The following is a 22,242-nucleotide window of genomic DNA, read 5'->3' as shown; positions in this document are numbered from 1 at the left end:
CTCAGGACGCCAGGTCCGTGGCGGCCGCTTCGGGGGACGCCTCGGGGACGAGCGGGAGCTCCACGGTGAAGGTGGAGCCCTCGCCTGGGTGGCTGTCCACGCGGATGACGCCCCGCATGGCCTCCACCAGCGTGCGCGCGACGTACAGCCCCAGGCCCAGGCCGCCGTAGTTGCGCTCGGACACCGCGCGCTCGAACTTGTGGAAGATGCGCGCCTGGGCATCCCGGCTGATGCCGATGCCCTCGTCGCGCACGCTCAGGCGCGCCAGCCCCGCGTCCGCCTCCACGCGCAGCCGCACGGGCCGCCCCGCGCCGTACTTCAGCGCGTTGGACACCAGGTTGGTGACCACCTGCTCCAGCCGCATCCGGTCCCACGTCCCCACCGCGGGCGGCCCGCCCTCCAGCTCCACCTGACACTCCGCGCGCTCGGCCTCCGGCTGGAAGCGCGCCACCACCTCCTGCACCAGCGCGCGCAGGTCCACCTGCTCCAGCTCCAATCGCAGCCGCCCCGTGCCGATGCGCGACACGTCCAGGAGGCCATTGACCAGGTCCGCCAGCCGCATCACCTGCCGAAGCATCCCCTGCACCTCGCGGCCGTGGCGCAGCGCCCAGGGGGACTCCGGGTCCGACAGCGTCGCGCGCGCGAAGGCCTGCAGCCGGAGGCTCAGCACCGTCAGCGGCGTCTTCAGCTCGTGGCTCGCCACGGAGAGGAACTCGTCGCGCGCGCGGATGGCCTCCTGCAGCCGCTGCTCCACCGTCTTCAGCCGGGTGATGTCCAGGAAGGGCAGGAGCGTCACCGCGGGGTGGCCATGCATCGCGGGCAGCATCTCCGAGGAGATGCTCAACACGACCTCCCCCGCGCTCGTGTGCCACACCGCCTCCATGCCCTCCAGCTTCTCCCCCCGGGCCGCGCGCGAGGACGGCAGCTCGTCGCCCGTGAGCCTGCGCCCCTGCAGGTCCGTGACGTGGAACAGCGCGCCGTACTCCGACGCGGGCACGCGCGTGGGGATGTGCTGGCCATGCAGCCGGTCCGCCGCCGCGTTGGAGAAGACGAGGTTGCCCGTGCCCGGCTCCGCCATCACCACCGGCAGGGGCATGGAGTCCAGCACCGCCTCCAACCAGCGCTGCTGGTTCTCCACCGCGTGCCGGGCGAGCACCTGCTCGGTCACCTCGAAGGCGAACGTCACCAGCCCGTCCACCCGCCCCCGCTCGTCGCGCAAGGGCTCGTAGAGCATGTTCCAGTAGCGCGTCTCCACCTGGCCCTGGCCCGCGTAGTCGATGGCCAGCGGGTACTCGTGCGCCGCCACCGGCTCGCCCGTCTCCAGCACGCCCAGGTACAGGCTCACCAGCTCCGGGGAGATGTCTGGAATCGCCTCCAGGAGCGCGCGGCCCACCAGCGCGCGGCCGCCCATCAGCTTCTGCAGCAGCGGGTTGGCGAACTCGAACCGCAGCTCCGGGCCGCGCAGGAGGTTGATGGCCACGGGCGACTGCGTGAGCAGCTGGTAGAGCCGGCTCCTCTCCAGTTGCTCCGCCTCGCGCGCGGCCAGCTCCGCCGTCACGTCCTTGTAGGCCAGGGCGATGTGGCGCACCTCGCCTCCGGACGCGGACAGCGGGAAGCACGTACACGCGATGGCGATGCGGTGCGCGTCCTTCACGTCGATGTGCCGCAGCTCCTTCACGTCGTACCAGATGACCGGCGTCTGCACCGTCTCGCCCGCGAAGGCCCGGCGCAGGAGGACATCCAGCCCCAGCTTCGCCACCAGCTCGTCGCGAAAGAGGCTGTACTCGGGCGGCGGCACCGAGCCGAACATCGCCCGGTACGCCGGGTTGCTCAGCCGGCAGTGCCCCTCCACGTCGAAGATGGCGTAGGGCACGGGCGAGTGGAGGAACAAGCCCTCCAGGAGCGCCAGCGGGTCCGTCACGAAGGAGAGCTGTTCGCGAAGCGCGGGCTGGGGCGGGCGCACGACGTCGTCCACACCGGCCATGCGGCCCGTCTGCTTGCGCTGCTTCCCACCCCGAGAGCCGCGGCCTTTGCGTGTCGGCACGGAGCGTACGACTAGCAGAAGACTGTCATTCCTGGCAGCGCCGAAAGGTAGGACACGTCTTGTGGACCACGTCCTGACAGGGTTTGGTGGACCCATCATGGCGGAGCCTCTCAAGACCTTCTTCGACGCGCGGCTGGTGGAGCGGCTGGGCACCTCGCTGCACCGCGCGCACCCCGCGTTCCCAATCGACACGTTCCTGCGCGAGGCCCGAGAGGGCCTGGAGGCGCACGAGCTGGTGGGCCGGGCCCGGCACCTGTGTCTGGCCATGCGGCGCTCGCTGCCGGACGACTATCCCCAGGCGGTGCAGGTGCTGCTGCGCTCCCTGGGGCCGGTGCGGGAGGTGGACCGGGTGGGCGGCATGGAGGTCTTCTTCTACCTGCCCCACACCACCTTCGTGGCGGAGTACGGGTTGGGGCACTTCGAGGAGTCCATGCGGGCGCAGCACGCGCTCACCCAGCGCTTCACCGCGGAGTTCTCCATCCGGCCGTTCCTGGAGAAGCACCCGGAGAAGACGCTGGCGCGGCTCTCCGAGTGGGCCACGGACGAGAACGTGCATGTGCGGCGGCTCGTCTCCGAGGGCACGCGGCCGAGGCTGCCGTGGGGCTCCCGGCTGCGCGCGTTCCAGGAGGACCCGACGCCGGTGCTGGGGTTGTTGGAGCTGCTCAAGGACGACCCGGAGCTGTACGTGCGCCGCTCGGTGGCCAACAACCTCAACGACATCGGCAAGGACCACCCGGACGTGCTGGTGAAGGTGGCGAAGCGGTGGATGAAGGACGCCACGCCGGAGCGCGAGTGGCTGGTGCGCCACGCGCTGCGCTTCGCCATCAAGCGCGGCGAGCCCTCCGCGCTGGAGGTGGTGGGCGCGGGCAAGCCCTCCGGCATCGAGGTGCGCCCCACGCAGCTGCCCCGGCGCGCGAAGCTGGGCGGCGCCATGGACGTGCGCTTCGTGGTGGCCAACCGCTCCCGGAAGGAACAGTCGCTGGTGGTGGACCTGGCGGTGCACTTCTTCAAGTCGCGGGGCGAGGCGCCGCAGCCCAAGGTCTTCAAGGTGCGCGAGCTGGTGCTGGGCGCGGGCCAGGAGGAGGAGGTGGGCAAGCGCGTGTCGCTGGCGCAGCTGTCCACGCGCCGCCACTACGCGGGGCCGCATCGGCTGGAGGTGCGCGTCAACGGCGTGGACCTGCCGCTGGGCACGGTGGACGTCGTGGAGTGACCTGGCCGGGCCGTCAGCGCGAGCCGAGCAGCTTCACCAGCTTGTTGTAGACGCCCATCACCAGCAGGGGTGACACCCAGGAGCCGACGAAGCGCGCGGGCTGGGTGCGCCCCGTCAGCTCGAAGCCCAGGGACACGCCCATCGAGCAGAGGCTGGCGAACAGGAAGACGTGGGAGGGTATCTTGGCCGTCTGCTGCTCGAGCAGGCGGGTGAACGAGCTGTCGGCGTGCTCGGCGCGAACGACGGGCGGTGCCTCGTAGTCGTGCTTCGAGGCTTCGCTCGCGGGGTTGACGTCCAGGCTCATGCTCCCTCCCCTGGCGGCCGGTCAGGCCCGCCCATGCCCCGCACGGGCGGGCAGGCCCCATGCCTCCCGTCGTGGCGGTCCCCATCATGGTGGGACCGGACCTGGCAAAGGGCGAGAGGGTGCACCACACACCACACACGACAGACGGTGAGGCGGGCGACCTGCAGCTGCCGAAGGCGGGCGCGGGGCCGCTGTTGCAGCGCGACTACTGGGCCGTCATCCGCCAATGCCATCACCGGCCGTCGGACCTGGTGGACTGGGTGGCCCGGCGCTTCCCGGAGCTGGCGCCGGACGAGCTGTGTGTCTTCGAGCGGGAGGACCGCTCGCGCGAGGGGCAGCCGCTGGAGCCAGGTGAGGGGCTCACGGTGCACATCCAGGGCGCGGGGACGTTCGGCGTGCGCGTCATCCACAAGGACCGGCAGAGCCTGACGCTCGCCACGCTGCCGGGGCACCCGGAGGCCGGGCGCATCACCTTCGGCGCGTACCGCAACGAGTACGGGGACGTGCTCTTCCACATCCGCAGCCGCGCGCGCTCGGGCTCGCCCGTCCACTACTGGGGGTTCGTGGCGGGGGGTGAGGCGATGCAGACGAACACCTGGACGGAGTTCGTGCTGCGCGTGGCGGTGTCCACGGGTGAGGGCGTGGTGGGGGCCATCCACGCGGAGACGGTGGAGCTGGAGGATGAGCCCGAGGGGGGCGACGTGACGGCGGGTCCCACGTTCCTCGCGCGAGGAGACGAAGCGGATGATTGAGTGGCGATGGCTCTCCGGGTGGACGGACGAGGAGCTGGCTCCGCGGCTGGCGGCGGCGCGGGCGCTGTCTCGCAACTTCGAGGCCGCGTCGGGGGAGATGACGCTGGAGGGGGGATGGAACCAGGTGCACTCGGTGGCCTCGCTGGGCCATGAGGCGCCGGGGCCGCCCGTGGCGGATGGACTCTTCGCGCGCGCGAAGGGGGTGCTGGAGACGTTCGACTTCTCGGACCCGCGCATCGTGCGGTGGCACTTCAACGCGGACTCGCCGCTGCATGGGCGCACGGTGGTGTTGGAGCTGAAGTCGCTGGCGCAGCGGCTGCGCTTCCTGTGCGCCGTGCGGGTGGGGGACACTCGCGAGGAGCAGGGCGGGACGTGCAGCGTGTTCGGCTTCAGCTTCGAGACGCTGGACGGGCACATCGAGGAGGGGCGCGAGTGGTTCCTGCTGCGCAAGAGCCACGAGACGGGCGAGGTGCGCTTCCACATCGAGGCGGCGTGGCGGCCCGGGAGGTTCCCCAACTGGTGGAGCCGTGTGGGCTTCACGGTGGTGGGGCGGCGTTATCAGCGCGCGTGGCATCGGCTCACGCATGCGCGCCTGCGCGCCTTGACGTTGCATCACCCAGAGCTGGCGGGGCGGCCCGCGGAGCAGGGCAAGGTGGACCACTCCGGCCATGAGCTGGAGGAGCTGGGGCCGGTGCGCTTCTTCGCGCAGCGGGCGCCTGGGCGACTGAAGTCACAACTCGAGGAGGAGGTGGAAGCCGTGCAACGAGGACACTGGTTGACGCCCGTCGGGCTGGGAGTGATGGCGGGGATGCGGAGCATGAGCGCGCCGGCGCTGGTGAGCCATCGGCTGGCGGAGTCTCCGGAGCCGAGGACGGACCCGCTGTCGGTCGCGCTGTCGAAGCCCTGGGTGCCTCGGGTGCTGGAGGTGCTGACGCTGGGTGAGCTGGTGGGGGACAAGCTGCCGACGACGCCCGCGCGCGTGAAGCTGGTGCCGATGACGGGGCGCATCTTCATGGGGGCGGTGGCCGCGGCGACGTCGGTGGCGGGGCAGCCGCGAAAGCGCAGGGTGCTCGCGGCGGCGCTGGGTGGGCTCGCGGCGGCGGCTTCGACGTGGACGTTCTATTCGCTGCGCAAGCTGGCCACGACCCGGTTCCGGGTGCCGAGCATGGCGGCGGCGTTCGCGGAGGACGCGCTGGTGGCGGCGCTCGCCTCGCGGTTGATGCCGCTGGTCTCGAATCGCTCCGCGGAGGCGTGAGGGTACGGGCCTCTCGCGCTCGCCGCGCGGGAGGCCCATGCGCAGGTGGAATCGCGCAACGACACGCGCATCGCGGCGTGGCGCGCGCATCGACGAGCACATCGCGGCGGCGTGCGCGCATCGTGGCACGGCGCGCGCATCGACGAGCACATCGCGGCGTGGCGCGCGCATCGACGAGCACATCGCGGCGGGGCACGCGCACCGACGTGCACATCGCGACTTGGCGCGCACCGACGAGAACATCGCGACGTGGCGCGCACCGACGAGAACATCGCGACGTGGCGCGCACCGACGAGAACATCGCGACGTGGCGCGCACCGACGAGAACATCGCGGCGTGGCGCGCGCATCGACGAGCACATCGCGGCGGGGCGCGCGCATCGACGAGCACATCGCGGCGGGGCACGCGCACCGACGTGCACATCGCGACGTGGCGCGCACCGACGAGAACATCGCGACGTGGCGCGCGCATCGACGAGCACCACGGCGCACGCTCGTCCTCATCCAGGCTCGACACTCAGCCGCGCCGAGTGGCTGCGTGCCTCGCGGCCTGGACGAGCGCGGGCAGGTCCTTCATGTCCCGCACATCGCGCCCCGGCTCCTCCGAGGCACGCGGTGACGCGCGGGACGGAGAGAACAGTCGGGCCGGTGTCTGCTCCGTGCCGCGCAGGATGACGAACAGGCGCAGGGCATCGCGCAGTCGCTCCACGTCCGCGCCGCCCTCGTCACGTGCTCGCTGCGCCGCGCTCCACAGCCGCGTCCACGCGGCCTCCTCGTTCCACGCGCCCGTGGGGCGCTCGTGCGACAGCGACGCCAGCTCCGCGGCCAGCTCGAACAGGCCCGCGCGTCCCTCGTCGAAGGATTCACCGGCGCTGAGCTTCGCCTCGCCGCCCGACGCGGCCTCGCGCGCTGCAATCCACGGCAGCAGCGCGGGCACCTCCGTCTCCAGCGGGGACACTGGCGCCAGTCGCTCCTCCAGCAACGCGCGCAACCTCGCTCGCGCCACGCCGTGCCAGAACGCCGCATGCAGCACCAGCTCCGGCCCGCTCCGAGGCGCATGCAGCGGCGTGCGCGAGGCCCGGCGCGACAGGAACTCCTTCACCCGCCCGCTCGTGTCGAAGTGCTCCAGCCGCGCCCACAGCGCCCCCAGCGCGGACTCCGCGAGCGGCAGGGCACGGCGCAGCTCATCCGCCTCCGCCTCACTGAACGGCAGGGCCCCCGGCCGCGTGGGCCGCTTGAACACACGCTCGAACACCTCGGCCGCGGCACACGCGGCGCGCAGCTCCGGGAGGTTCCGGGGCAACAACTCGATGGCCCGCGCCCACGTGCGTCGGCCCAGCAGCGGCCCCGCCTCCAGCACCACCTCCTCGAGCCGCAGCAACATCTCGCCCAGGGACGACGAGCGCTCCGCCTCCGGCAGCCGCTTCCGGGCCACCTGCCGCACGGCGTCCCGCAGCCGTGTCACCTCCGCCATCAACTTCATGGGCGCGGCGTCGCGCGGCCAGCTCTCGGCGGCGGCGCGACGCTGGAGCGCGGCGAGCGTGGCGTCCACCTCGGGCTGCACCTGCGCCACCTCGCGCAGCAGCTCGAAGTGCGCGCGCACCCGGTCCTTCCAGAAGAAGGCATCCAACATGCCGCGCAGGGCGACGTAGCGCAGGCGCGTGGCCTCCAGGAGGTCCGCGCGGTCCTCCAGTCGTGCGCGCAGGTCGTCCGGGTGCGTGGCCACGGCCTCACTATAAAAGCGCGGCCCTCATCTCGCAGGCCCCCCGGCCCCTCTCTCCTCGGAAGAGCGTGCACGATGTGTCACCCGGGACCGCGCCCCGCCCTCCCGAGTGCGCGCCCCGCGCGTTCCCCGTCCAGAATGAGGCATCCGGCGCGCCGCGCTCGGGCGAGGCCTCCCGCCCAAGTGCGCGTGTGGAGCACGCCCTCTCGTCGCGCACCACGCCGGACGAGCCGCTCTCAATCTCGGACTCCTCGCCCAAGCAAGCGCGGAGCAGTCCGCGTCCTCTCACGCCGGACGAGCGCGGCTCGAACCCGCACGCACCTCCGCGCGAGCACCCCGCCCTCGCGCCCACGAAAAAGCCCATGCGACCCCACCCCGAAGGCGGAGCACGCATGGGCTCGCACGGCGAGACGCCGGCCGTGGCCGACTCAGACGCGCATCGGCATGACCACCGCGGTGAACGTGCGGTCCCCCGGCGCGTGCAGCACGCCCGGGCTGTGCTCGTCACCCAGCTCGAAGCTCACCTCGTCCGTGTCCGTCACCGCGAGCACGTCCATCAGGTAGCGCGCGTTGAAGCCCACCGTGATGTCCTTGCCCTGGTACGCCAGCTCCACCTCGTCGCGCGCCTCGCCCAGGTCCGGGTTGCTCGCGGTGATGATGAGCTTGTTCTCCGCCAGCCCGATTCGCACCGCGTTGCTCTTGTCCGCGGACAACAGCGCGATGCGCTTGAGCCCCTCCAGGAGCCGCACCTTGGGAACGAGGACGACCTTCTCCCCCTCCTTCGGAATCACCCGCTGGTACTCCGGGAACTGCCCGTCGATGAGCCGCATCACCATCGTCAGGCCCGGCTTCTTGAAGAGCGCCGAGTTCTCCGCGAACCCCAGGTGGCACTCCGCGTCCGGCGCCTCGTCCAACAGGCGCTTCAACTCCATCAACCCCTTGCGCGGGATGATGACGCCGCTCTTGAGCTTGAAGTCCCCCGTCAGCTCCCGCTCGATGAGCGACAGCCGGTGACCGTCCGTGGCCACCATGCGGACCTTGCCGCTGGCCTGCGGCTCGAAGAAGACGCCGTTCAGGATGTAGCGCGTCTCGTCGCTGGAGATGGCGAACTGGGTCTTCTTGATCATCTCCAGGAGGGTGTTGCCGCCCACCTGAACCAGCGGGGCATTCTCCTCCTTGGGCAGCTTCGGGTACTCCTCCGCCGCCATGCCGACAATCTTGAAGTGGGCGGAGCCGCTGGCGATGTCCACGTAGTTGTTCGCCAGCTTCTTGAGCGTCACCTGCGCGTCCGGCAGGTTCTGCACGATGTCGAAGACGTACTTGGCGCTCAGCGTGACGGCGCCCGTCTTGATGACCTCGGCGGGGTGCTCGGACACGATGCCGATGTCCAGGTCGAACGCGGTGACGGTGATGCCGCCCTTCGTCGCGTTGACGAGCACGTTGGCCAGGATGGGCATCGTCGTCTTGCGCTCCACGATGCCCTGGGCGCGGTAGAGGGCCTTCTTCAGCTCGTCGGCGGCGATGCGGAATTCCATCGGAGGTCGTCCTTGAATCCCGGCCCCCCAGAGGGAGCCGATCAGGCGGTCGATGTAGCCCGTGAGTCCAGGCGGGTCAACGCGCCAGAAGCACTCTGGACACGAGCGCCAGGACGTCAACTGAAGCACATCAGCCACCCTACCCGCCCTGTACGGGCATTCAGCCACGGGCAGTCCAATTGACCGCCAGTCAGCCGGGTGAACGGGAGACTGGCCCAATCGCCGGGGGCGATGGACACTGGGTGCCTTCCCGCCTTCCGGAGCCTTCCCATGAACGTCCGCCCGCTGTTGCTCGCCGCCCTCGCGCTGGGCTTCGCCGCCGGCTGCAGCAAGCCGTCCGCCTCCTCGTCGTCGGCCACGGGCGAGCCGGGTACGCCCCCCCCGGGCGACACCCGCCCGGCCGCGGAGAACGCCGCCCCCGACAATGACCGCAGCGGCACCCCTGTCGCCCCGCCCCCCTCCAACGCCAACGGCGGCGAGGCCAAGCCGGGTGAGAGCGCCGTCTACATCGTCACGGACAGCGGCATCCGGTGCATCGCGCCGCCGTGCCCCTCGTACAACGCGGTGCTGGCGGACAAGCCGGGCATGGACGCGATTCCCGTCCACGAGCTGGACCTGACGGCGGTGACGGGCGGCAACGAGCAGCAGATGGAGTCGCTCATGCAGCAGACCACCAGCGGCGGGCTGCGCATCCGCGCCACGCTGGAGACGCGCGCCAAGGCGGGCCCCGCGGGCGACGCCACGGTGCTGCGCGCCAGCAAGGTGGAGTAGCCCGACTAGAAGTGCAGTCCCAGCTGGAGGCCGGGCCAGTGCTGCAAGCGCTTGTCGGCCTTCGGGTGGCTCTCGCGCACGGACATGCGCGTCACCGACGCGAAGTCCGGCTGTCCCCACACGAGCCACGCGTTGTACGTGGGGCCGACGAACACCGCGAAGCGCGGCATCACCTGGACGCCCAGCATCAGGCGCAGCTGGCCCAGCACGTTGCCGCCGTCGCCCTCGAGCGGCTTCTGCACCGGCTGCACCGCGCCGCCCGTCACGTCCAGGTCCAGCCAGAAGCGGTGCGACAGCACGATGTGCCCGCCCACGCCCAGGCCGAAGTTGAAGCGGGCCTCGTCGCGGCTGCCCGGCTCGATGCCCGCCAGCAGCGTCAGGTAGAAGGGGCCACCGCCCAGCTTCACCGCGAGGTTGGCGAGCTGGATGTCGCTCGACCACAGCTCCATGTGGACGTTGCCCTTGCGCAGCCCGCGACGCTCGGGCTCGGGGCCCGGGTCCGCCGACTGCGCGAACGCACCTTCACCCTCCTCCATCGCGAGGGGGCGCGCCGCCCTGACATCGGCGACCGCCGCCCCCGCCCACAGCCACAGTGCGAGAAGGGCTCGGGGTTTCATCACTCCTTCTTTTGAAGGGTGAAGGACACCTGCGTCAAGCCCTCGGGCAACATGAGCGACGCGGTGTCGGCCCCGGCCGACGCCGCCAGTCGCCGGGCCGCCTCCACCACGGGTTCCACCTCGAAGGGCGCGTCGGACGTCACCAGGAAGAAGCGCTCGAAGCCTGGCGCGTCATCCAGCTCGTAGGCCCCCGGCAGCCGCTGTGTGCCGGAGGGGGACAACGCCGCGGCCCGGGCCCCGTGCTCCGGCGCGTGCAGCGTGACGGCGCCCCGCCCGTCCACGGAGAGGATGACGCCGTGCGCCCGACCCGCCGCCACGTACGCCAGCTGCACCACGTCTCCCGGCGCCGCGCGCGCGCCGTCCTGGAGCGCCTCGTCCGCCTGCCCCCGCTGGCGGTGCACCTCCAGCTTCGGCTTCAGGCCCTTGGAGCGCGTGGTCTCCGTGTCCCACCCCGCCACCGGCGCCTCCACGCCATCCGAGGGCCGGGACGCGGGCTTCACCACCATGAACAGCGCGAGCGCCGCCAGCACCGGCACCAGCCCCATCGCGGGCGTCAGCCACGCGGGACGAGTCGCACGACGCCCGGCGCCCCGGCGAAATCGCGCATCCACCTCGCGGGTCACGCGCTCGGCGGGCAGCCGCTCCAAAGTGGCGCGCGTGTCGGCCTCCAGCGCGGCCAGGCGCGCCAGGCCCTCCGGCTCCGACTCCAGCCGCGCGCGCGCGGCGGCCAGCTCCTCCGGGGGGAGCTCGCCCAGCAGGATTCGCTCCAGCAGCCAGTCCGGGGTGCGTTGGGGGGAAGTCATGCGGCCTCCAGCTCGAGCTCCTGCAACACGGACGTCAGCGCGCGCAGGCGCTTGCGCACACCGGACACGGACAGGCCCACCTCGCGCGCCGTCTCCTCCAGTGTCATCCCATCCACCAGGTGCAGCACCGCGATGTCGCGGCTGGACGCGGGCACCCGTCCGAACAGCCGGTCCAGCATGCCCCGCGCGCTCGCGCGCGACTCGGTGTCGTCCGCGGAGGCGATCTGCAGCACCAGCTCGTCCTCGCGGTCCTCCGGGCGGCGCCGGGCGCCGCGCAGGCGGTTGAGGCACACGGTGGTGGAGATGCGGTGCAGCAGGCTGGAGGGAGCGGCGTCCTTCAGCGCCCCCTGGTAGCGCAAGAGCTGCACGAACACGTCGTGCATGGCGTCCACGGCCTTCTCCTCGTCACGCAGGAGGAAGCGGCAGCGCCGGAGCACCTGGGGGCCGTAGCGGCGGTAGTAGGCCTCCACATCGATAGACACCGGCGTCGCGCCTCCCTCGTTCCGCGAAAGGGAACACCAGTGCCTTGCGAAAGTGTCACCGGCCTCTTCGCGCTCCGGTTTCCCTATCCCGATTCCCCCCGCCGGCGAAGCCCGATGGGCCCGCGCCACCTGCAAAATCTACAGGGCGGGCGGCTTCACGAGCGCTCGTCTTCCCGAGCGTTCAGTGTCAGGTTGTCGATGAAAACACCCCCGCCCGCGTGTACTCGACTGTATCGAGGCAGGTTCCCGTCACTACTTTCCGAAACTCGACGCCCCCGGCAGCTCGCGCCCCCTGTGACCGAAGACGCCCTCACCCAGCTCAGGACGCGCTACCTGGCGGCGCAGCTCGCGGGCAACCGACAGGAAGCCCTGCGCCTGCTGGTGGATGACGGTCTGCTGCGGGGCATCCCCCTGCAGCTCATCCACCTGGAGGTCATCCAGCAGGCCCAGTACGAGATTGGCCGGATGTGGCAGGAGAACGTCATCTCCGTGGCCCAGGAGCACCTGGCCACCGCCGTCTCGCAGCTCGCCCTGGCCCACCTCTACCGCCACCTGCCCCGCGACCCGCCCAACGGCAAGGTCGTCATGGTGTCGTGCGTGGAGGGGGAGCTGCACGAAGTCGGCGCGCGCATGGCCAGTGACTTCCTGGAGATGGCGGGCTTCGACGTGCGCTTCCTGGGCGCCAACGTCCCCCCCGAGCACCTGGCGCGCATGCTGCGCGAGCAGACGCCGCACCTGCTCGCCTTGTCCGTCACGATGTCGTACCACCTGCCCGCGCTGCGCCGCGCGGTGGAAGCCGCCAGAGAAGTCGCCCCCCACCTTCCCATCGCCGTCGGCGGACACGCCTTCCGATGGGCCCCCGGCCTGGAGAAGGAGCTCGACGTGACCTTCCACGGCAAGGACGCGCGCGAGCTCGTCTCGTCCGCGTGCCGCACGCTGGGAGTTTGAGGAAAACGCATGGAGAAACCCAGTCGCCAGTTGGCTGCGCGCGCTGACGCCATCGCCCAGGCCTCCGTCGAACCGATGTATCAAGACCCCTTCTGGGAAGCGCGCTACGGCCCCGAGCGCGCGCGCCGCTTCGGCGACGAGGATGCGCGCTTCCATGTGCGCTACCTTGTGCAATCCCTCGACGAGCAGCGCCCCTCGGTGATGGAGGGCTATGCGCGCTGGCTGCGCACCTTGCTGGTGTCGCGGGGAATGTCCACCTTCCATCTCGACGCGAACTTCGCCGGGCTGGCCTCCGCGCTGGAGGCCGAGGGGTGGGGCCCCGGCACCGAGCCGTACGAGCATGTGCGCGCCGCCCGGGAAGCCTTGCGCTACCCGGAAGGTCCCTCACGCACCCTGCAAGACGACGCGGCGGAGCTGTCCCGTGCCGCCACTGCCCGGCTGGCCCTCTACCTCACCCAGGAGGACCGCCCCCGATTGGAGGAAGAGCTGAGACTCCAGCTTTCATATCTGGCGGACGCGCTGGACGCGGACAAGCCCGAGCTGATGGCGGACCACGTGCGCTGGTACGTGGGCTTCTGGCCCCGGCGGGGCTTCGGCCTGCTCGCCTTCCCCACCGTGCTGGGGATGTTGAAGGCGGTGCTGGGAGGCCGGCATCCGCAGGCGCGCGCGCTGCTCGCCACCGCGGGTGTTTCGTGGGAGGAGACCCGCTCATGAGACTCTCCGCTCCCGACAAGAGCCCCCCCGTGGACGAGCTGAGCCGCGAGGTCGCGATGATGTGCGACGCGGAGGGCGTGCTCACCTGGGTGGACGCGCGCGCCCAGGGCGTGCTGGAGGCCGTCCCGGGCAAGACGCTGCGGGCCCTGGCGGCCCAGGGCACCGAGGACAAGGTGGACCGGCTGTTGATCCAAGCGCGCGACGAGCGCGTGGACGGCTGGGAGCTCATCCTGTGCCGCGGCCAGACGCCCACCACGTTCGCCTTCCGCGCGCGCCCGCACGAGGGCGGCGTGCTGCTGGTGGGCAGCCTGGTGCCGGAGGACTACGGCAACGCGCTGGAGCAGGTGAGCACGACGATGAGCGAGCTGTCCGCGCTGCATCGCGAGGCGGAGACCCAGCGCCGCGAGCTCAAGCGCCGCGCGGACGAACTGATGCGGCTCAACCGCGAGCTGGAGGAGTCCAACCGCGGCGTGAGGAGCCTGCACGCGGCCCTGGACGAGAAGGCGGAGGGCCTGCACCGCGCCGCCGAAATCAAGAGCCGCGTCGTCGCCAACGTCAGCCACGAGTTCCGCACGCCGCTGCACTCCATCCTCGGCCTGTCCAAGGTGCTGCTCAACCCCATCAACGGGCCGCTGTCCTCCGAGCAGGAGAAGCAGGTCCAGTTCATCCGCAACTCCGCCGAGTCGCTCTTCGAGCTGGTCAACGACCTGCTCGATTTGTCCAAGGTGGAGGCGGGCAAGACGACGCTGCGCCACAGCCGCTTCGTGGTGCACGACCTGCTCAGCGCGCTGCGCGGCATGATGAAGCCCATGCTGCCGCCGGGCTCGCCCGTGGACCTGCGCCTGGTGGAGCCGGAGGCGCCGCTGGAGCTGGAGACGGACGAGACGCGGCTGAGCCAGGTCCTGCGCAACCTGGTGTCCAACGCGCTGAAGTTCACCGAGGCCGGCCACGTCACGGTGAGCGCGGCGCCGGGCCCGCGCGACACGGTGGTCTTCACCGTGAAGGACACGGGAATCGGCATCGCGCCGGAGGACCACGAGCGCATCTTCGAGGAGTTCACCCAGCTCGACAGCCACCTGCAGCGCAAGGTGAAGGGCACGGGCCTGGGCCTGCCGCTGGCGCGCCGGCTGGTGGAGCTCTTGGGCGGCACGCTCACGCTGCAGAGCGCGCCCGGCGAGGGCTCCACCTTCACCATCACCCTGCCGCGCGTGCACATGGAAGTGTCGGAGATGGCGGGGCTGTCCGAGCGCAGCCAGCACCTGGACACCAGCCGCGCGCCGGTGCTGGTGCTGGAGGACGACCGGCAGACCCTGTTCCTCTACGAGAAGTACCTGGCCCGCTCGGGCTTCCAGGTGCTGCCGGTGCGCAGCACGGACGACGCGCGCCGGGTGCTCCAGCGCGTGCGGCCCGCCGCCATGGTGCTGGACGTGATGCTGGAGGGCGAGACGAGCTGGAACTTCCTGGCGGAGATGAAGAACGGCGAGGCCACGCGCGACATCCCCATCCTCGTGGTGACGGTGACGGACCGCGAGCAGAAGGCGCGCGCCCTGGGCGCGGACGAGTTCTGGCTCAAGCCGGTGGACGAGGTCCGCCTGCAGAAGAAGCTCCAGGAGCTGGCGCGCAACGGCCCCGTGGAGCGGCTGCTCATCATCGACGACGACGACGTGCACCGCTACCTGCTCAAGCAGCTGCTCAAGGACATGCCCTACGTGCTGCTGGAGGCCGCCGGTGGCAAGGACGGCGTGCGGCTGGCGCGCGAGCAGGTGCCACAGCTCATCTTCCTGGACTTCGTGCTGCCGGACATCACCGCCTTCGACGTGCTGGACGAGCTGAAGGCGGACCCGCGCACGCGGGAGATTCCCGTCATCCTCCACACCTCGCACGAGCTGCGCGAGGACGAGCGGGCACGACTGGCGAACGAGACGGCGGCCATCCTCGCCAAGCACACCCTGAGCCGCGAGGTGGCCATCAGTCGCATCCGCGACGCGCTGGCCAAGGCGGGCCTGGGCTCGCACACCCCACAGGAGGGGCGCCGTGGTTGAACCTCGACTGGCCACCGTCCTCAACGTCAACGACGACGACGCCAACCGATACCTGGTCAACCGCATCCTCGAGATGGCGGGCTACCACGTCATCGAGGCGGCCACCGGCATGTCCGCGCTGCTCATGGCCGAGCAGCACCGCCCGGACGTCGTCGTCCTCGACGTGAAGCTGCCGGACATCAGCGGCTACGAGGTCTGCGCGCGGCTGCGCGCCAACCCGGACACCGCCGCCATCGCGGTGATGCACACGTCCGCCACCTTCGTCACGTCCGACAAGAAGGCCCGCGGCCTGGACGGCGGCGCGGACGCGTACCTCACCCAGCCCTTCGAGTCCTCGGAGCTCATCGCCACGGTGCGCTCGCTCTTGCGGCTGCGGCACGCGGAGCAGGCGGCGCGCCGGCGCGCGGACGAGCTGGCGGAGATGGACCGGCGCAAGGACGAGTTCCTGGCCATGCTCGCGCACGAGCTGCGCAACCCGCTCGCCGCCATCATGACGGCCATCGGCATCCTGGAGCGCAAGCCGACGGACGACACGAAGGAAGCGCGGATGCGCGGCATCATCCACCGCCAGACGAACCACCTGGCGCGGCTGGTGGATGACCTCCTGGACGTGAGCCGGATCACCCGAGGCAAGGTGGAGCTGCGCTCGGGCCGGCTGGATTTGCGCGCGGTGCTCTTGCAGGTGGTGCAGGTCATCCGCCCCATCACCGAGGCGCGCGGGCTGGGGCTGGAGGTGTCGCTGCCGGAGGGGCCGCTGCTCATCAGCGGCGACGCCACGCGTCTGGAGCAGGTCTTCACCAACCTGCTCGACAACGCGGCCAAGTACACCGACAGCGGGCACATCTCGCTGCGCGTGGAGAAGGAGGGCGTGGACGGCACGGCGCAGGCGGTGGTGCGCGTGCGCGACACGGGCATCGGCATCCCTCCGGACGTGCTGCCGCGCATCTTCGATTTGTTCGCGCAGGCGGACACCTCGCTGGAGCGCACGCGCGGGGGCCTGGGCATCGGCCTCACGCTGGTGCGCCAGCTGGTGCACCTGCACGGCGGACAGGTGCAGGCGGTGAGCCCCGGCCCCGGCCTGGGCGCCGAGTTCGTGGTGCGGCTGCCGCTCCTGCACGTGCACGAGGTGTCGCTGGCGCCGCCCGTCAACACGGTGTCGCGCGGGGGCCGGCGCATCCTGCTGGTGGAGGACAACCCGGACGCGCGCCAGGCCATGCGCGAGCTGTTGGAGCTGTGGGGCCACGACGTCGAGGTGGCGCCGGACGGCCTGCAGGGCGTGGAGCTGGCGGTGAGGAAGCCGCCGGAGCTGGCGCTGGTGGACATCGGCCTGCCGGGGCTGGACGGCTACCGGGTGGCGCGGGAGCTGCGCATGCGCATCGGCCGCGACATCCGCCTGGTGGCGATTACCGGCTACGGCGGGCCGGAGGGACATGACCGCGCGCTCGAGGCGGGGTTCGACCTGCACATCGTCAAGCCGGTGAAGCCCGACGAGCTGGATCGCCTGCTGTCCAATCTGTGAGGGAGGCGGGGGTGGGCGCGGGCCGGCGCCCTTCACTGCTTCGGGCGGGGCGCTTCAGCGCCGGCCCAGGGCGTTGGCCACCAGCCCCAGGAGCTTCACGTGGGGGGCCTCGAGCTGACGCACGGTGCGAAGCAGGCGGCGCACCTCGGGCCGCTCGGGTGGGGACGACGACGACTCGCTGACGCGCGAGGGCTGCACGCCCTGCGACGCGAGCCCCAACAGCTCGTCCGCGGAGACATGCAGCTCGTGACACAGCTTCAGCAGCGTCTGCACGCTGGGAAGCATGCCGCCGCGCTCCAGTCGCCCATACACCTCCGTGGCCACGTCGATGCGCTCGGCCACGTCAGCCTGGGTGAGCTCCAGCCGGGACCGCGCGGCTCTTGCTCCCGCTCCGATGGTGGTTGCCAGTTTCTTGTCCATGCCTTACCGACCCGAAACGTTTGGCCGCTGGCATAGGACGTATAGAGGCAGACAGACAGAACTTGTCGGGTCAGCCTCAGGTTGTTCACCCAGCGGGTCACCGCTGTAGAGGGAGACTTTCGGGGTTCCGAGTACCTCGCTACCCGCCCCTTTCTCTCGACGGAAGAGCTGTCTTCCACGCTCAACCCGGCACCCCGAAGTCGGGGGGAGAGCCCCTGGGAGGGGACGACCTGAGACGTCGGGCGTCGATTTTCCTACGGTGCCTGGGAGTCCTGCCGCCAGGGCCACCCCGCAAGGTTGTATCCCCTGTCGGACGCGTCGCCCCGTCATCGCCCGCGTGTGGCGGCGGACCGGGGCAGGCAGGCGGGCCGCGACGCTCGCCCTGCCACACACGGCGTGCGCCGGGGACGATGAGACCTGGGACCACCGGTGGCAATCGACGGGGGGACGACCGTGGGAGTCGCGCGCGCCGAGGGCGGGAGGACTAGTCTTGCGCGCCGATGGCGCTCGGACGGCGCAACCTGCTGGTGAAGCTCTGTGTGGCGATGGGCGTGGTCGCCCTGCCGCTGCTCGTCGCCATCCTGGGCTACGTGTTGCCCCAGCTGCGCGCGCAGCTGCACGCGGACCGGGTGCGCGGCCTGCGGCAGGCGGTGGAGACGGCGTACGGAATCCTCCGGGTGTACGAGGCGCGCGAGCGCGAGGGCACGCTGACGCGCGACGAGGCCCAGCGGCAGGCGTCCGTGCTGCTGTCGACGCTGCGCTACTCGCAGGTGGAGTACTTCTGGGTCAACGACCTGGACACGCGGCTGGTCATGCACCCGCACCTGCCGAAGATGGTGGGGCAGGACATGAAGGGCTACCGCGACGTGCGCGGGCGGGCGGTGTTCTCGGACATCGTCGCGCTGGTGCGCGCGCGGGGCGAGGGCGCGCTGGGCTACGAGGCGACGCGGCCGGGCTCGCCGGACCCCATCCCGAAGGAGAGCTATGTGAAGCTCTTCGAGCCGTGGGGCTGGGTGCTGGGCACGGGCGTGTACGTGGAGGACATCGACCGGGAGGTGGCGGCGGTGCGCCAGCGCATCCTCATCGCCGTGGGCGGGGCGCTGGTGCTGGCGGCGCTGGCGGGGGTGTACGTCTCGCGGCGCGTGGTGAGGCCCGTGCGCGCGCTCGCGCTGGCGGCGCACCAGGTGGCGCGCGGAGACCTGTCCGTGCGCGTGGAGGCGCGGACGGAGGACGAGGTGGGCCAGCTCACCGGCGCGTTCAACACCATGGTGACGGGGCTGGGCGAGGTGGTGGGCGCGCTGACGCGGGCGGCGGGTGACACGGCGGCGGACGCGGAGCGCATCCGTGTCTCGGCGGACGGGCTGTCGCGCACGACGCGCGAGCAGGCGGAGTCCCTGGAGCGCGCGGCCAGCGCCGTCCAGGAGATGAGCCGTCATGTCTCGCTGGGCGCGGCGGACGCGCGGGTGGCGGCGCGCTCGGCGTCGAGCCACGGGCAGGTGGCGCGCGAGGGCGGCGCCGCGGTGGACCAGGCGTCGCGGAAGATGGTGGAGATTGTCGACGTGGTGGAGCGCTCGGCGCGCACGGTGGAGGAGCTGCAGGCCTCCGGCCGCGCGACGTCGCGGATGCTCCAGCTCATCCAGGCGGTGGCGGACGAGACGCGCATGCTCGCGGTGAACACCGCCATCGAGGCGGTGCGCGCGGGCCAGCACGGCAAGGGCTTCTCGGTGGTCGCCGGCGAGGTGCGCAAGCTGGCGGAGCGCACGCACGAGGCGGCGGACCAGGTGCAGGTGCTCCTGACGAAGCACGAGGCGGACACCACCGCGGCGGTGGAGCTGATGCGCCGGGGCACGTCGAAGGTGGACGAGGGCATGGGCCTGTCGTCCGCCGCGGCGCTGGCGCTGGCGCGGCTGTTGTCCGGCGTGAAGGAGCTGGGCGAGCGCGTGGAGGCGCTGGCGGAGCAGAACGCGCGTCAGTCCTCCTCCGGTGAGGCCATCGCCGAGCGCATCCAGGCGCTGTCGGAGCGCTCGGCCGAGTCCGTGTCGGGGGTGGAGCGCATCGCCCGCTCGGTGGAGGACCTGCGGGCCCGGGCGGGACGGCTCCAGGAGTTGGCCTCCCGATTCACCCTGGGCGGGCCCCCGGGCTCCGGGCGTTAACCTTTCTTCACACCCGCGCAACGCCCGGGACAGCCGGGCCGGGCAGTCTGCTGCTCCAACCTGGATGGACGTCCTTCATCCGCACATGGAGGTAGCAGACATGGCGCTGGCATTGACGCGGGCCCCCGGGCGCGAGCCCGTGGTGTTCGGATATGCGCTGGAGACGCTGCTGTCGGCGGCGGCCCCGTTGACGGAGCTCACGCAGAAGGCGCTGGAGCGGCAGGGCATCTTCGCGCTGCGGCCCCTGCACACGGCCTACCCCTGCGCGGTGTGGCCGCAGAGCATCCAGTTGCTGGCCGCCACCACCCTGCCCCACCTGGAGCGCGAGGAGGCCGAGTACGAGCTGGGCCTGCGCTTCGGGCAGGCGTTCATCCAGGCGCGGCTGGGCACGGCGCTGCAGGACTTCGCCCAGGTGGTGGGCCCGGAGAAGATGTTGCTGCGGCTCGCGCGCTCGCTGCGCTCCATCAACAACTTCCTCGACGCGTCGGTGACGCCGACGGGTGACGACGGGGGCTGGGAGCTGAGCCTGTACCCGGTGCGGGAGTTCCTCGACCACCCCCGCCGCCGGGCGGACCCGCCGCACTTCATGCGGGGCCTGCTCACGTTCGCCTTCCAGCACAGCGGCGCGCCCACGGCCCGGGTGACGCTCACGCGCCACGACGATGCGCGGGCGGTGACGACGTTTCACGTCGGCCTGTAGTCAGCTCCGACGGAGGCAGGGGCAACAGGATGCGCGCCGTGGTGCCCACGCCCGGCTGGCTCTCCAGCGTCAGCGTGCCGCCGTGTGCATCGACGATGCGTCGGGCCAGCGCCAGGCCCATGCCGATGCCACCGGTGCGCCGGGCGCGGCTGCGGTCCGTGCGGAAGAAGGGGGTGCCCACGCGCAGCAGGTCCTCCGACTCGATGCCGATGCCCTCGTCCGCCACCTCCAGCGAGAGCGTGTCCGGCGTCCCCGCGGCCTGGGCTCGCAGCCGCACCGGGCTCTTCGGCTCCGAGTACTTGCCCGCGTTGTCGAGCAGGTTGTCCAGCGCGCGGCGCAGCAGCACCGGGTCCACCTCCACGGGCGGCAGCGAGCCCTCCACGCTCACATCCAGCACCCGGCCCGGCCGCGCGGTGCGGAAGCGTGAGGCGGCCTTGTCCACCAGGCTCTGGACCTCCACCTGCTCCTGGCGCAGCGGCGGCGCGCCCACGCCCGCGTTCCCCGTGGCCAGGTCCAGCCGCGCCGCGGTGAGCACGTCATCCACCAGCTGCTCCAGCTCGGCCAGGTCACTGGTGATGTCGGAGAGCATCTCGCGCGCGGTCTCCGCGTTGCCCTCCTCCGCCAGGTCCAGGGCCACGCGGATGCGCGCCAGCGGCGTGCGCAGCTCGTGCGACACGTTGGCCAGCAGCTCCTTCTGCGAGCGCAAGAGGTGGGTGAGCCGACAGGCCATCTCGTCGAAGGCCTCCGCCACCTGCCCCAGCTCGTCGCGACGCCGGATGCCGGTGCGCGTGTCCAGCTTCCCCTCGCCCAGCGCGCGCGCCACCTCGGCGAGCCGCTGGAGCGGACGGGCCAGCGTGCGCGCGAAGGCCAGCGAGGTGATGGCCGTGGACAACAGCACCGCGCACACCACCAGCGCGGTGTTCCCCGGCGGCGGCTCGGGGGGACGGGTGATGATGGTGGCGTACGCCTCCAGCGGCCCCTCCTCCGGAATCGGCAGCGTGAGCGAGTGAGGCGGACGGCCGCGCGACAGCCGCTCGCCGTGCAGGGTCAGTTCGTCCAGCTCCACGGGGGTGAGCTCGGGCGAGGGCGCGGAGGTGTTGGTGGCGATGAGCCGCCCCGAGGCGTCTCGCAGCGTCACCTTCGCCTCGAGCAGCCGCGCGGCGCGGTCCAGCGAGGCCTGGAGCGCCACCGGGTCTTCGAGCAGCTCCTCCCACTCGCGGATGTTGTACGCGGCGTGACGGATGAAGCCGTGCCGCAGCGGCTTGTCGACGACGAACGAGCGCGCCGCGAACAGCGTGGCGACGACGAGCACGAGCTGGGCGATTCCCACCAGGTAGATGCGGAACAGCAGGCGGCCGGGAGTGCGCGGACGACGACTCACGACTCCTCTCCGGTCGCGAGCATGTAGCCGGCGCCGCGCACCGTCTTCAGCAACAGGGGGTTGCGAGGGTCCACCTCCAGCTTCTGGCGCAGGCGGAAGATGTGCACGTCCACCGAGCGGTCGAACACCTCGTCCGCGCTGCCCTTCACCAGATCCAGCAGCTGCTCGCGGCTGAGCACGCGACCGGCGCGCTCGGCCAGCACGCGCAGCAGGCTGAACTCGTAGGTGGTGAGGTGCAGCGCGCGGCCGTCGAGCGTGGCGCGCAGGCTGCGCGGGTCCATCATCAGCCGTCCGGCCTGCACGGGCTGGGAGGAAGGCCCCACCTTGCCCCGGGCGCGGCGCACCTGGGCGCGGATGCGGGCGAGCAGCTCGCGCGAGGAGTAGGGCTTGGCCAGGTAGTCGTCCGCGCCCGTCTCCAGGCCGAGCACGCGGTCGGCCTCCTCGCCGCGCGCGGTGACCATGATGATGGGGACGTCGGTGCGGCCTCGCAAATCCCGGCACACCTCCAGGCCATCGCGGCCGGGGAGCATCAGGTCCAGGAGGATGACGTCGAACACGTGGCGGTTGGACTCGACGAGCGCGTCGGAGCCGCTGTGTGCCAGCGTCACCACGAGGCCGTGCTCCTGCAGGTAGCGGGCGGTGAGCCGCGCCAGCCGCTCGTCATCCTCGACGAGCAGGACCTGGATGGTGCCCTCCTCCAGCGAGGGACGGCTGAGCTGTTCCATGGGTTCCAAGCCTCCTGCCTTTCCGCGGACCTTCCCACCGGGAGGGTAACAGCGGAGCGGTGGCCCGGGAGCAGGCGGGAGGAGTCTGTCCGCCGCTCGCCGGGCTCCAGCCGGGTCCAGCGAGGGCAGTCGAGCTCCCGGGCCA

Annotated in this window: 20 protein-coding genes; 10 read left to right on the top strand and 10 right to left on the bottom strand. The window is 71.5% G+C overall.

Annotation, left to right across the window (positions count from 1 at the left end):
• Position 1: 1 nt before the first annotated feature.
• Positions 2–1,984: a sensor histidine kinase gene (locus AC6JA9_RS01440; RefSeq protein ID WP_497958978.1), complete on the bottom strand. Its 1,983-nt coding sequence runs from the start codon at positions 1,982–1,984 to the stop codon at positions 2–4.
• Positions 1,985–2,141: 157 nt separating this feature from the next.
• On the opposite strand from AC6JA9_RS01440, the gene AC6JA9_RS01435 reads away from it, so the two are divergent.
• Entirely contained in the window at positions 2,142–3,254 is a 1,113-nt protein-coding gene (locus tag AC6JA9_RS01435) for a DNA alkylation repair protein (RefSeq protein WP_305070866.1), read from the top strand.
• A gap of 13 nt (positions 3,255–3,267) precedes the next feature.
• On the opposite strand, the gene AC6JA9_RS01430 is transcribed toward AC6JA9_RS01435, so the two are convergent.
• A complete protein-coding gene (locus AC6JA9_RS01430; RefSeq protein ID WP_141324112.1) occupies positions 3,268–3,558 on the bottom strand; it encodes a hypothetical protein in 291 nt (96 codons plus the stop codon).
• Positions 3,559–3,617: 59 nt separating this feature from the next.
• On the opposite strand from AC6JA9_RS01430, the gene AC6JA9_RS01425 reads away from it, so the two are divergent.
• Positions 3,618–4,310, top strand: coding sequence for a DUF1990 family protein (locus AC6JA9_RS01425; protein ID WP_408888429.1), 693 nt, complete (start codon positions 3,618–3,620; stop codon positions 4,308–4,310).
• Positions 4,303–5,565, top strand: a complete 1,263-nt coding sequence (locus AC6JA9_RS01420) for a DUF1990 family protein (protein ID WP_497958977.1) — start codon at positions 4,303–4,305, stop codon at positions 5,563–5,565. The genes AC6JA9_RS01425 and AC6JA9_RS01420 overlap by 8 nt, the downstream gene beginning before the upstream one ends.
• A 516-nt stretch (positions 5,566–6,081) precedes the next feature.
• On the opposite strand, the gene AC6JA9_RS01415 is transcribed toward AC6JA9_RS01420, so the two are convergent.
• Positions 6,082–7,290, bottom strand: coding sequence for a hypothetical protein (locus tag AC6JA9_RS01415; protein WP_223751943.1), 1,209 nt, complete (start codon positions 7,288–7,290; stop codon positions 6,082–6,084).
• Between the two features lie 425 nt (positions 7,291–7,715).
• Positions 7,716–8,822, bottom strand: a complete 1,107-nt coding sequence (dnaN, locus tag AC6JA9_RS01410; protein WP_074948321.1) for a DNA polymerase III subunit beta — start codon at positions 8,820–8,822, stop codon at positions 7,716–7,718.
• 270 nt (positions 8,823–9,092) lie between these two features.
• Between dnaN and AC6JA9_RS01405 the strand changes: the two genes are divergently transcribed.
• Positions 9,093–9,593, top strand: coding sequence for a DUF6748 domain-containing protein (locus tag AC6JA9_RS01405; protein WP_223782125.1), 501 nt, complete (start codon positions 9,093–9,095; stop codon positions 9,591–9,593).
• A 5-nt stretch (positions 9,594–9,598) separates the two neighbouring features.
• Here AC6JA9_RS01405 and AC6JA9_RS01400 read toward each other — a convergent pair whose 3' ends face one another.
• Genes AC6JA9_RS01400 through AC6JA9_RS01390 form a run of 3 tightly spaced genes read right to left on the bottom strand, consistent with a single transcriptional unit; the run spans position 9,599 to position 11,495 of the window.
• Positions 9,599–10,210, bottom strand: a complete 612-nt coding sequence (locus tag AC6JA9_RS01400; protein ID WP_223751945.1) for a peptidase — start codon at positions 10,208–10,210, stop codon at positions 9,599–9,601.
• Positions 10,210–11,013: an ActD-like protein gene (locus AC6JA9_RS01395; RefSeq protein ID WP_497958976.1), complete on the bottom strand. Its 804-nt coding sequence runs from the start codon at positions 11,011–11,013 to the stop codon at positions 10,210–10,212. The genes AC6JA9_RS01400 and AC6JA9_RS01395 overlap by 1 nt, the downstream gene beginning before the upstream one ends.
• Entirely contained in the window at positions 11,010–11,495 is a 486-nt protein-coding gene (locus AC6JA9_RS01390; RefSeq protein ID WP_046710437.1) for an RNA polymerase sigma factor, read from the bottom strand. Before AC6JA9_RS01390 ends, AC6JA9_RS01395 begins: the two co-directional genes overlap by 4 nt.
• 294 nt (positions 11,496–11,789) lie before the next feature.
• Between AC6JA9_RS01390 and AC6JA9_RS01385 the strand changes: the two genes are divergently transcribed.
• From AC6JA9_RS01385 to AC6JA9_RS01370, 4 genes are read left to right on the top strand one after another with little or no spacing between them, the layout of a single operon-like run.
• Positions 11,790–12,443: a cobalamin B12-binding domain-containing protein gene (locus tag AC6JA9_RS01385; RefSeq protein WP_223751947.1), complete on the top strand. Its 654-nt coding sequence runs from the start codon at positions 11,790–11,792 to the stop codon at positions 12,441–12,443.
• A 9-nt stretch (positions 12,444–12,452) separates the two neighbouring features.
• Positions 12,453–13,157 (top strand): hypothetical protein, encoded by a 705-nt coding sequence (locus AC6JA9_RS01380; RefSeq protein WP_141327985.1) that lies wholly within the window; start codon positions 12,453–12,455, stop codon positions 13,155–13,157.
• Complete coding sequence (locus AC6JA9_RS01375; protein WP_497958975.1) at positions 13,154–15,199, top strand: hybrid sensor histidine kinase/response regulator; 2,046 nt, start codon at positions 13,154–13,156, stop codon at positions 15,197–15,199. The genes AC6JA9_RS01380 and AC6JA9_RS01375 overlap by 4 nt, the downstream gene beginning before the upstream one ends.
• Positions 15,192–16,718: a response regulator gene (locus AC6JA9_RS01370; RefSeq protein WP_223751949.1), complete on the top strand. Its 1,527-nt coding sequence runs from the start codon at positions 15,192–15,194 to the stop codon at positions 16,716–16,718. Before AC6JA9_RS01375 ends, AC6JA9_RS01370 begins: the two co-directional genes overlap by 8 nt.
• A gap of 54 nt (positions 16,719–16,772) precedes the next feature.
• On the opposite strand, the gene AC6JA9_RS01365 is transcribed toward AC6JA9_RS01370, so the two are convergent.
• Positions 16,773–17,138 carry a helix-turn-helix transcriptional regulator gene (locus AC6JA9_RS01365; protein ID WP_223751950.1) on the bottom strand — a complete coding sequence of 122 codons (366 nt, stop codon included), beginning with the start codon at positions 17,136–17,138 and terminating at the stop codon, positions 16,773–16,775.
• A 500-nt stretch (positions 17,139–17,638) separates the two neighbouring features.
• Between AC6JA9_RS01365 and AC6JA9_RS01360 the strand changes: the two genes are divergently transcribed.
• Together AC6JA9_RS01360 and AC6JA9_RS01355 are read left to right on the top strand one after the other, a co-directional pair.
• Positions 17,639–19,291, top strand: a complete 1,653-nt coding sequence (locus tag AC6JA9_RS01360) for a methyl-accepting chemotaxis protein (RefSeq protein WP_497958974.1) — start codon at positions 17,639–17,641, stop codon at positions 19,289–19,291.
• Positions 19,292–19,391: 100 nt separating this feature from the next.
• Positions 19,392–19,991, top strand: coding sequence for a DUF2378 family protein (locus AC6JA9_RS01355; RefSeq protein WP_223751952.1), 600 nt, complete (start codon positions 19,392–19,394; stop codon positions 19,989–19,991).
• Here AC6JA9_RS01355 and AC6JA9_RS01350 read toward each other — a convergent pair.
• Entirely contained in the window at positions 19,939–21,372 is a 1,434-nt protein-coding gene (locus AC6JA9_RS01350) for a sensor histidine kinase (RefSeq protein ID WP_497958973.1), read from the bottom strand. The two genes, AC6JA9_RS01355 and AC6JA9_RS01350, sit on opposite strands and share 53 nt — an antisense overlap.
• Positions 21,369–22,097 carry a response regulator transcription factor gene (locus AC6JA9_RS01345; protein WP_223751954.1) on the bottom strand — a complete coding sequence of 243 codons (729 nt, stop codon included), beginning with the start codon at positions 22,095–22,097 and terminating at the stop codon, positions 21,369–21,371. The genes AC6JA9_RS01350 and AC6JA9_RS01345 overlap by 4 nt, the downstream gene beginning before the upstream one ends.
• Between the last annotated feature and the right edge of the window lie 145 nt (positions 22,098–22,242).

Source organism: Myxococcus sp. MH1 (assembly GCF_059738865.1).
Note: the sequence above shows the minus strand (reverse complement) of the source record. Positions and strands in the feature narration are given on the sequence as shown.